Raw genomic sequence first — 10,270 nt, 5'->3', positions numbered from 1 at the left:
TCTAAGCCTGTTGATGTCTAAATAGTCAAGATTTTCTCCTGGTACCATCAAACTCAGGTATTTTCGACATCTGTGATACCGCTTTTTGTCGAATCATGAGCCGTTTTCAGGTAAAATTGCGCCCTTTTGACGCAGTCTGTAACCTTCATGAAGTTATCTGATTTTACATTTGAATTGCCTGATGAATTGATCGCCCGTTACCCGGCCGAATCGCGCTCAGGAAGCCGTTTGCTGGTAATGAATGGCCTGACTGGCGACATTCAGCATCGGCAGTTCTCTGATTTGCTGGATGCGCTTAATCCAGAAGATTGCCTGATTTTTAACAACACACGAGTGATACCTGCTCGCCTATATGGCAAACGGGATTCTGGCGGCAAGGTGGAGTTGTTAACCGAGCGTGTTCTTGATCAGCACCAGATATTGTCTCAGGTAAAAGCGTCGAATACTCTCAAGCCCGGCACTTTGATTCACATCTCAGAGCAGTTTGCTTTTGTTGTTGAAGGGCGACAAGAGCAGTTTTATCTTCTTAAAACCGCCAGTACTGATTACTCTGTGATGGAAGTGCTCGAACAACAAGGCCATATTCCATTACCTCCCTATATTGACCGCGAAGACGAGCAATTTGACAGTGAGCGTTACCAGACCGTTTATGCAGAAGAGGCGGGGGCGGTCGCTGCACCTACGGCAGGACTGCATTTTTCTGAAGACTTAATGCAAGCTATGACCAATAAAGGAGTGGAATACGACTTTGTCACCTTGCACGTAGGTTCGGGGACTTTTGCGCCCGTTCGCGTTGATAACGTGCTAGAGCATAAAATGCACTCCGAAGTATACGAAGTACCCCAGTCAGTGGTTGATTTAGTGGCCAAAACAAAGGCCCGTGGTGGCAGAGTTGTGGCAGTAGGCACCACCAGCGTTCGATGCCTCGAAACGGCGTCAGCGAATGGAGCTCTGGAAGCAGCCTGTGGCGAGACGGATATTTTCATCTATCCAGGGTACGAATTTAAAACCGTCGACGCATTGTTAACTAACTTCCATTTGCCCGAATCAACGTTGATTATGTTGGTGAGTGCATTTGCAACCAAAGAATATACCCTCAAGGCCTATCGCGAAGCGGTAGAGCAAGCTTATCGCTTTTTCAGTTATGGCGATGCAATGTTTATCGAGCAGAGGAATCGATAGTGGAATTTCAATTACAGAAAACTGATGGCAAGGCACGTCGCGGCGAGCTTTCTTTTGCTCGTGGCAAAGTACAAACGCCTGCGTTTATGCCTGTAGGAACCTACGGCACGGTAAAAGCCATGTCTTCTCATGAAATACAGGACATTGGCGCGGAGATTGTGTTGGGAAACACTTTCCATTTGTCACTACGCCCAGGGACTGAAATTATCCAACAGCACGGCGACTTGCATGATTTTATGCAATGGCAGGGGCCTATTCTTACGGATTCTGGCGGCTTTCAAGTATTCAGCTTAGGTGAGCTACGCAAGATCACTGAAAAAGGCGTTGAGTTTAAATCACCGATTAATGGTTCCAAAATCTTTCTTGGGCCAGAAGAATCCATGCAGATCCAGCGTGAGTTGGGCTCAGATATCGTGATGATATTTGATGAATGCACGCCTTATCCTGCAACCTGGGAACAAGCAAAAGAATCCATGGAGCTGTCACTGCGTTGGGCCAAGCGCTCTAAAGACGCGCATGGTGATAACCCATCGGCGCTATTTGGCATTGTCCAGGGTGGAATGTACGAAGATTTGCGTGAAGTATCTGCAAAGGGTCTGATGGATATTGGATTCGATGGTTATGCCCTGGGTGGGCTGTCTGTTGGTGAAACCAAAGAAGAAATGAAGCGCATGCTTAATTATACCGCGCCCTTGTTGCCACAAGACAAACCTCGTTACTTGATGGGGGTTGGTAAACCGGAAGATATTGTTGAAGCCGTTCGTCGTGGTATTGATATGTTTGATTGCGTCATGCCAACTCGAAATGCGCGTAATGGTCATCTTTTTACGACCGACGGAGTTGTAAGATTGCGTAACAGTCCCCATAAAAAGGACACTGGGCCTGTTGATGCAGAGTGTGATTGCTACACATGTAAACATTACAGCCGTTCTTATTTACACCATTTGGATAAGTGTGGCGAGATTTTAGGGGCTCGTTTAACGACGATTCATAACCTGCGTTACTATCAGCGTTTGATGGCTGGATTGCGTGAAGCAATAGAGCAGGGCTCGTTAGATGATTTTGTAAAAGATTTTTATAATCGCCGTGGGTTGGATGTTCCACCCTTGGAAACTGAATAACTAAAATTAGAGTTAGGGGAAGTAAAAAATGTTATTAGCAACTCAAGCAGCAGCAGGGCAAAGTCCAATCAGCTTTTGGATCATGATGGGTTTGTTCGTCGTGATTTTCTATTTTTTGATTATTCGACCTCAGTCGAAGCGTCAAAAAGAACATAAAGAAATGATGGCTGGTATCCAAAAAGGTGACGAAGTTGTAACCGCAGGTGGTATTTTAGGTAAGGTTAAAAAGGTGACTGATCATTATGTTGTAGTGACTTTGGCTGACAATGTAGATATCAACCTACAGAAGCACTCTGTGACAGCGACTTTACCTAAGGGCACATTAAAGTCGATTAAAGAATCTAACTAAGGAATAGACATTATGCTATTGGGTCAACCACGGCAAATGCCTCTGAACACCTATCAGGGGTGGAAGTATTTTTTAATTGTCTTCGTTATTGGCTTGGGTATGTTGTTGGCACTGCCTAATCTGTTTGGTGAAGATTTTGCGTTGCAGATCTCCAACAAAAAAGGCACACCTGTTGCTGAAGAGTTAGTTGATAACATTACTAAAAAGTTAGAAGCCGAAGGGGTTAAACCTTTCAAGTCTGAAGTTGTCGATGGTCGTGGCTTGATTCGATTTAATGATCAAGACGAACAGTCTGCAGCAAAAAAGATTGCTTTTCAGTTTATAAAAAACAATGAAGACGAAAATCTTAAAAACGAAATCGTTGTTGCTATCAACTTAGCTCCGGCAACTCCTGACTGGCTACGGGATTTAGGTCTTAATCCTATGAAGCGAGGTTTGGACTTACGCGGTGGTGTGCACTTCTTAATTGAAGTAGATACCGACGACTTGTTTGAAAAAGAACAAGAAAAAGTTATCTCTGATATTAAAGCTGCGTTATTCGAAGCGGGCAAAATTTATCACGAAGGGGTTAACGCACTTAACTCTAAAACCGTGATTGCAAAGTTCAAGTCAGAAGAGATTCGTGATCAAGCGTTTGCTGCCGTCAATAACCGTATGACTGGTTATAAAATTGATGACAGAGAAGCGAACGACTTATTCAATCTTCACTTTACTATCTTACCTGCCAAAGAGCAGGAGATCCGCAATTACGCCATTGACCAGAACATCAACATCTTACGTAATCGTATTAATGCATTAGGTGTTGCTGAGCCTGTGATTCAGCGTGAAGGCGCTGAACGTATCGGTGTTCAATTGCCAGGTGTTCAAGATTCAACGACCGCTCGTACAATTATCGGTGATACTCGAACTATTGAGTTCCGTTTGGTGAATGATAAGCGTCGTGTTGAAGATGTGGTTGCCAGCGGTCGTACTCCTCGCGATTCGGAGCTGTTGTTCGAAGGTGGCGCGCGTCCTTGGTTAATCTTAAAGAAAGCCATCTTAGATGGTGAACATATTACGGGTGCAAGTACTTCTGCTGACGAAACCGGAATGCCACAAATTAATGTACGTCTTGATGGTGCTGGCGGTAAGAAGATGAGCAAAGAAACAGCAAAGAACATTGGCCGTCCTATGGCGATTGTTTTGACGGATGTTTCTCCGATTTATAAAACCGATGAGTCTGGTGACTACATTAAAGATGAACATGGACAGCTGACTGTTATCGATAAAAAAATCGATAAAGAAGTGGTTAGTGCGCCAGTTATTCAATCTCAGTTAGGTAGTCAGTTCCGTATTACTGGGCAATTCACCCAGCAAGAAGCCAGCAACCTGGCGCTGCTTTTAAAAGCAGGTTCCTTGAAAGCGCCTATTAGTATTGTTGAAGAACGTACGATTGGTCCAAGCCTGGGTAAAGAGAATATTCGTTTAGGTTTGGAATCTATTTTAATTGGGTTTGTGTTGGTTCTTGCCTTCATGTTGGTTCGCTACAAGTTCTTTGGTTTTGTGGCTAATATCGCCTTGTTGCTAAATCTGGTATTAATTGTCGGTATGATGTCGATGATTGGAGCGGTACTCACATTGCCGGGTATGGCGGGTATTGTATTAACCGTTGGTATGGCGGTTGATGCGAACGTACTGATTTTTGAGAGGATACGAGAAGAATTAGCTGAAGGTGTCTCACCAGCGCAAGCAATTCATAATGGTTATGATCGTGCTTTCTCAACCATCGCCGATGCCAACATTACCACCATGATTGCGGCACTCATATTGTTCGCGATTGGTACAGGGCCTGTTGCTGGTTTTGCGATTACTCTGTTCTTCGGTATTTTAACATCTATGTTCACGGCGATTATGGTGAGTCGTGCAATCACCAATTCTATTTACGGTGGTAAGCCCGTAAAGAAATTGATGATATAAGGAGCGACACGATATGAAAACTAAGTTTCCTTTTTTACAGTATCGAAAGATTGCCATTGTCTTTTCTATCATTCTGTTGATTGCTTCTATTGCATCATTGACAAGCCGTGGTTTGAACTTTGGTCTGGACTTTACTGGCGGTACATTGGTTCAAGTTGGATTCTCTGAAGCGGCTGATTTAGCTAAAGTACGAGAAAAGCTTGAAGAGGGCGGTTTCGGTGGTGCGGTTGTACAGAACTTTGGTACATCATCCGAAATCACTATTCGTCTGCCTATTATTGAAGGTAAGAAATCGGACGAAGTTGGCAACAACGTATTTAATCTGGTCAAACAACTGGATCCACAAGCGGTTTCATTAAGAAACGAATTTGTTGGACCTGTTTATGGTGAGCAGTTACGTGACGACGGTGGTCTAGCGTTATTAACAGCGCTTTTATGTATCATGGTCTACGTTGCCATGCGCTTTGAGTGGAAGTTTGCTGTTGGTTCTGTTATCGCCTTGGCTCACGACGTACTGATTGTAGTGGGTATCTTCTCTATGCTAGGCAAAGAGTTTGATCAAACGGTATTGGCGGCGATTTTGGCGGTCATTGGTTACTCGCTTAATGACACCATTGTTGTTTATGACCGTATTCGAGAAAACTTTTTAAGAATGCGTAAAGGCACTCCAGAAGAAGTGATGAATCGTTCTTTGAATCAGACCTTCTCGCGTACATTGATTACATCGATCACAACGTTGCTCGTGCTTCTCGCCTTGTTCTTCTTAGGCGGTGAGTTGATCAATGGCTTTGCGGTTGCATTATTGATTGGTGTACTGATTGGTACTTACTCTTCTATTTATGTTGCAAGTACATCGGCTTTACTGTTGGGTGTGACAAAAGAAGATTTGATGCCACCAGAAGTAGAGAAAGAAGGCGCCGATCAAGAAGAGTTGATGCCTTAATCTGCAAATATTCTAAGTACAAAAAAAGCCGCTTTTGCGGCTTTTTTTGTATCTGAAAGACGGTTACAACTGAGTTTTAAAGTTAGGGCCGTCACCACCTTTCTTTTTCGCCGGACCACTGCGTAAACCAGGAGTTTTAGCACCGCCTTCTGCCAAACGCATTTGTAAATTAAGGTCGGTTTTGGACTCAGCAAAATGCAAGGCGTCTTCTCGGGTAATGACTTTTTGATTATAAAGTTTGAATAAGCACTGATCGAAAGACATCATGCCATCTGCCTGATGTTTCTCAATAGACTTACGTAATTCTTCCAAGGTGCCTTTGTTAATGATTTCTACAATATCTGGAGAGTTGAGCAGGATTTCGTGGGCTGCTACTCGGTTTCCTGAAGTACTTCTAACCAAACGTTGTGAGACGATGCCTTTTAGAACGCTGGACAGTTCTTTCATGACATTCGCACGCATATCGTTGGGGAACATATTGCGGATACGCTCTAGCACTTGCTTAGAGTTGTTACCATGAATTGTGGCTAAACACAGGTGACCTGTCTGAGCATAAGAAAGTGCGTATTCCATGGCTTCTTGGTCACGTATCTCACCAATCAGGATGACGTCAGGCGCTTCTCGCATCGCATTCTTCAAAGCGTTGTGATAGTTCTTGGTATCGACGCCAATTTCTCGTTGATCAATGATGGATAGTTTATGGGGGTGAAGAAACTCAATAGGATCTTCAATGGTCAGGATATGGCCTGTTTCGCGACGGTTACGATAGTCAATCATTGCGGCCAGACTGGTTGACTTACCAGAGCCCGTTGGCCCACAAACGAGCACCAAGCCACTTCTTTCCACAACTAATCCTCTCAGAGCTTCAGGGAGCTTGAGTTTTTCGATTGTCGGAATGTCTGACTTGATATGGCGCATAACCATACCCACTTCGCCGCGCTGCAAAAAGACATTGACACGAAAACGGCCGATATCTTCAACGGATATTGCAAAATTGAGTTCCCAGTTGTCTTCAAACTCCTTTTTCTGCTGTTCATTCATCAATGAATAAGCTATGTCTTTAATGGCACCTGGCGGTAGGGCACCTTGGCCCATTGGCGTCGAAACACCTTCAATTTTCATATGAGGCGGAGCACCGGTACTAAAAAACAAATCAGATGCAGAGCGTTCTGCCATTAAACGGAGTAACAACTTGATATCCACGTGAGTTACCTTGTATTTATTGATTGAGAATGCAATGGGCCAATGGCCAAGTTTGTCATTATTATTCGTAGGAGCCCTAGGGCTGTCTATTAGTTTAGATGATTCTGGCTATAAGCGAAAATACCTATTTATCGAGAATTTATCACATTTCTGAAAATTTAAGTGCTTGTAACTTCAGCAAGTTTTCTCTTTTGTACAAAATTTGGCTGAGTAGGGCAAAGGTTTCTGTCAGATTTTGAGCGAAGGAGTAAGCGGGGTGTTGAGGGTTATAAAATTAAGGCTTTTTTGCATTAAACCATTGAAAACAAGGAGCGATTTGTATAGAGTGGGCGGCCTTCGACAGATTGCTTCAATTATCTGTCACGAGCTTAAAAGTTGCTCAATATTGGTGAGGTGGCCGAGTGGTTGAAGGCGCACGCCTGGAAAGCGTGTATAGGTTAATCGCCTATCGAGGGTTCGAATCCCTCCCTCACCGCCAGATACAAAAATGCGAACCCATGGTTCGCATTTTTTTTTGTCTGAACAGTCATTTTCGAAAGCGACCTATAGCACCCCCAATACTTTGCTGATTCTGGGTGTCCACATCATTATCACTGCTGCACTCACTCCAATCAAAGTGATTAGGATGCCGATAGTCATGACCGATGTGCCTCCCCAAACTTTGCCGCTTGAGCGTTGCCTATTGGCCCAAAAATACACCTCAGCAATAGCCATCGGTAATAGATAGCATGCGTACGACAAGAATAAATCCATAGGCCCATCAATGTTACGAGTGTTCCCATTAGGGCCTTGATTGACCATGTACCAACCCATTAAATAGAGCCGGAAGCTCCACACTCCGTTAACTAAAATAAAGGCATGAACTGCCCAGCGCTTATGCAAATTGATTTGCTTTTTGATGGCATAGTGCCAAGTAAAAAATACTGCCACGAGTATGAGCAAACCGTTTAGGGTAATTCCCAGGGAGGCAGTCACACTTTGCCATCTATCTCCGGTCCATTGTAGGTAGAGTCCTGTGGTTGCCCCAATAAAACCGAGTATTAGAAAGATCCTGCCGTTCCAGCGATGGAAGCTTTTAAATCGATTACGAATTTGAGGCACCAGCTGAAATAACCCAAACAGTGACAAATATATGGCAGGAATCACATGGCTAAAAAACAGGAAGCGATCAAATCCTTCACTGCTTTTGAGTTTGGGGGCTGGAGAGAAATCATTTACGTCCAGTCCGTTGGCCAGGGTGACGGCATAAATCATGAAGATATATAAAGCAAAGGCCCACTGCCCGACAAGGGCGATTGCCAGCCAACTCTGGGCGCTAATAGTCAGTGCCTTCTTTGCCGGCTCCAAGTGAAATAAATGAGAGAAGGTATTAGATTTTGTCATGCAAACAGCTCTATTTAACAAAAGTTAGGCTAGTTTGAATGCAAATGAATGGGTTTTCGCACCGAATTCCGATTTTGAAGCATAAATATCGGTTAATTAATGGCTTATTTGTCGTATTGAAGTTTTTTTTGCACCAGATATTGCTTACTTTAAAAAGTCGCTGCTCAAAAGAGAGATTGAGTATTTCAATTTTAGTTTTTGTCTATCAATGAGCATATTGATTCAAAGCTATTGCACCAGGAACCCAGATTCCAAATAACCAGGAATTATCGAAGGATAAGAGGTAGGAGAGAGCACGGCTTTCTAAGCAAGCTATTGTGTCTGGACAACGAATGGTCCTTGGCGAAACGACTGGCTATGCTAGCTCAAGTTCTTGAGAGAGACATTGCTGCCTGTATTGGTTTGGGGTGAGGCCTGTATTTGACTTAAAAGCTCTGGTAAATGACCCGGCAGAAGAAAAACCACTTTCAAGCCCAATCACCAGCACTGACCATTTTTGTTTGTCTGAGTCAGAGAGTAATACTTGCGCATGCTTTACACGTAACTCGTTGATGTACTGGTTAAAGTTACGAGCATCCAGATTATGTCTAACTGCATTGCTTATTCGATATTCTGGAACATCCAGTTTTCTGGCTACATCGGCCATTTTCAGATTAGGTTGTAAGAATAAAGATTCTCTCACTATCAGCTTTTCGATCTGTTCTGCTAACGGCGTTTCATCTGGGACTGATGATTTTGCTGCCTCAGGTGCTAATTCTTGTTGTTCAGGTCTCTTGTCAGAATTTGAGTTCGTAGTTAATGGATTGGATTTGAAACGCCAAACTAACAAAATTTGAGTGTTAATCAAAACAAAAAGGATGATGGCTGAAATTACCATTTCTTGTGCTGCCAGATCGGCAGAAAATACTCCCCGCGCCATTTTAGCCGTCGCCACTGCACAACCAAAAGTCGCTAGAAATAATAGGCGTTGGTATTTCTCTTGTGGGCTGCAAGAAGAGTAGCCTCGGCAGCCCTCCCAAAAAGACAGAACCAAGATATAGGATGACAATAGAACGGTCGCTTCTCGAAGTAGGTGCCGAATGAGATTATTGTCTGCATTAATACTGGAGTAAGTATAGTGAGCAAACAAATATCCTTGGTTGATCATAATGAGCAGGGCGATGGAGGCTGCCAAAAGATAGTGGCGAGCTGAGATTCCACCGTTACCCCTGAAAAGACTTCGAGATAGTAGCCAATAACAATTGCAAGTGGCACAGGCGCCTAGCCCTATTAAATACTGATATCCACCAAGGCTGCTGGCAGATAGATCCTTTGTTACAGACATGGCGATTGAGCCGCAAAAAACAGCAAACAAGATATGCGCTGTTTGTTTTCTTTTAATCAATAACTGAGCGAGCATAAAGCCCAGGCTGGTGAAAATCGTAATGACTTGAAGAGTTTGCAGCTCCATGTATTTCCACCCTAAGTTATTGATTCATTGCCCGCTAGAAAAATTATAACTTTCCATCTTTGGCGCTTCAATGTGGAAATTGTTTCAAAATAACATGGGCTAAGTTCTGCGGAGCCTACTTATGAGTGCTTCTTATGGATGTTTTAAGCATATCAAAGTTCTCATCAGAGGCTATTAGGCCTGGCTTGAGGCTTATCTCGGTATCTGTTCTTAGGTTCTATGGGCGCAGCTTGCCTGTGCCCATAGCTTATGATTAGTCTTTATCAGAACGCATTGCTGTTCCCAGTTTTCTATGCGCTTTAAATATGCTTAGTGACATTATTTCGTTGTTTTCATTTTCGTTAAATTTCAGTCTCATATAAGGCTTTCCCATAAATGTCCAAAAGCCGTCTGAGTCTGCTGGAAGTAATTCGATAATGCCTTTATTTGGCACATCTAGCATTAATTTATTTTCACGGCTTATTACTTTTAAATTGCCGTTAAAAAGTGGGGAAGGGTAGGAGCCAACATATTCTTGTAAATCTGTTTTTTGTTTCGTTTCATTATCCTTAGCTGAAGCAAAAGAAGTTAGTAGGGTTAATAACAGTATATAAAGACACATTGCTGCTTGTTTAAGTTTCATGGTTTTTCTCCATTTTGGGGGCGATAGTAAGCCGTAGGGCATAACATCTGCCTTAAAAAGT

At 43.2% G+C, this 10,270-nt stretch carries 9 protein-coding genes and 1 tRNA gene; 6 read left to right on the top strand and 4 right to left on the bottom strand.

Going from position 1 to position 10,270, the window contains the following annotated elements:
- Window positions 1-147: 147 nt before the first annotated feature.
- The 5 genes from queA to secF are packed head-to-tail and all read left to right on the top strand — an operon-like array spanning window position 148 to window position 5,551.
- On the top strand, window positions 148-1,182 hold the full coding sequence (queA, locus tag NH399_RS01020) for a tRNA preQ1(34) S-adenosylmethionine ribosyltransferase-isomerase QueA (protein ID WP_253036548.1): 1,035 nt from the start codon (window positions 148-150) through the stop codon (window positions 1,180-1,182).
- The gene (gene tgt / locus NH399_RS01015; protein WP_253036547.1) at window positions 1,182-2,303 is read left to right on the top strand and encodes a tRNA guanosine(34) transglycosylase Tgt; all 1,122 of its coding nucleotides are present in this window, start codon (window positions 1,182-1,184) and stop codon (window positions 2,301-2,303) included. The genes queA and tgt overlap by 1 nt, the downstream gene beginning before the upstream one ends.
- 28 nt (window positions 2,304-2,331) lie before the next feature.
- On the top strand, window positions 2,332-2,652 hold the full coding sequence (yajC, locus tag NH399_RS01010) for a preprotein translocase subunit YajC (protein WP_253036546.1): 321 nt from the start codon (window positions 2,332-2,334) through the stop codon (window positions 2,650-2,652).
- Window positions 2,653-2,664: 12 nt separating this feature from the next.
- Window positions 2,665-4,608 carry a protein translocase subunit SecD gene (gene secD / locus NH399_RS01005; RefSeq protein ID WP_253036545.1) on the top strand — a complete coding sequence of 648 codons (1,944 nt, stop codon included), beginning with the start codon at window positions 2,665-2,667 and terminating at the stop codon, window positions 4,606-4,608.
- 13 nt (window positions 4,609-4,621) lie between these two features.
- Window positions 4,622-5,551 carry a protein translocase subunit SecF gene (gene secF / locus NH399_RS01000; protein WP_253036544.1) on the top strand — a complete coding sequence of 310 codons (930 nt, stop codon included), beginning with the start codon at window positions 4,622-4,624 and terminating at the stop codon, window positions 5,549-5,551.
- A gap of 63 nt (window positions 5,552-5,614) precedes the next feature.
- On the opposite strand, the gene NH399_RS00995 is transcribed toward secF, so the two are convergent.
- A complete protein-coding gene (locus NH399_RS00995) occupies window positions 5,615-6,754 on the bottom strand; it encodes a PilT/PilU family type 4a pilus ATPase (RefSeq protein ID WP_253036543.1) in 1,140 nt (379 codons plus the stop codon).
- 387 nt (window positions 6,755-7,141) lie between these two features.
- Here NH399_RS00995 and NH399_RS00990 point away from each other — a divergent pair.
- Window positions 7,142-7,232, top strand: a tRNA-Ser gene (locus tag NH399_RS00990).
- A gap of 65 nt (window positions 7,233-7,297) precedes the next feature.
- On the opposite strand, the gene NH399_RS00985 is transcribed toward NH399_RS00990, so the two are convergent.
- The 3 genes from NH399_RS00985 to NH399_RS00975 all read right to left on the bottom strand — a co-directional run bounded on the left by NH399_RS00985 (window position 7,298) and on the right by NH399_RS00975 (window position 10,209).
- A complete protein-coding gene (locus tag NH399_RS00985) occupies window positions 7,298-8,137 on the bottom strand; it encodes a DUF2306 domain-containing protein (RefSeq protein WP_253036542.1) in 840 nt (279 codons plus the stop codon).
- 355 nt (window positions 8,138-8,492) lie between these two features.
- A complete protein-coding gene (locus tag NH399_RS00980; RefSeq protein WP_253036541.1) occupies window positions 8,493-9,587 on the bottom strand; it encodes an AraC family transcriptional regulator in 1,095 nt (364 codons plus the stop codon).
- 253 nt (window positions 9,588-9,840) lie between these two features.
- Window positions 9,841-10,209 (bottom strand): hypothetical protein, encoded by a 369-nt coding sequence (locus NH399_RS00975; RefSeq protein WP_253036540.1) that lies wholly within the window; start codon window positions 10,207-10,209, stop codon window positions 9,841-9,843.
- Between the last annotated feature and the right edge of the window lie 61 nt (window positions 10,210-10,270).

It is taken from the genome of Pleionea sp. CnH1-48 (assembly GCF_024124665.1).
Classification (GTDB): Bacteria; Pseudomonadota; Gammaproteobacteria; order Enterobacterales; family Kangiellaceae; genus JAMXSB01.
This window is presented reverse-complemented; position numbering and strand designations above follow the sequence as displayed.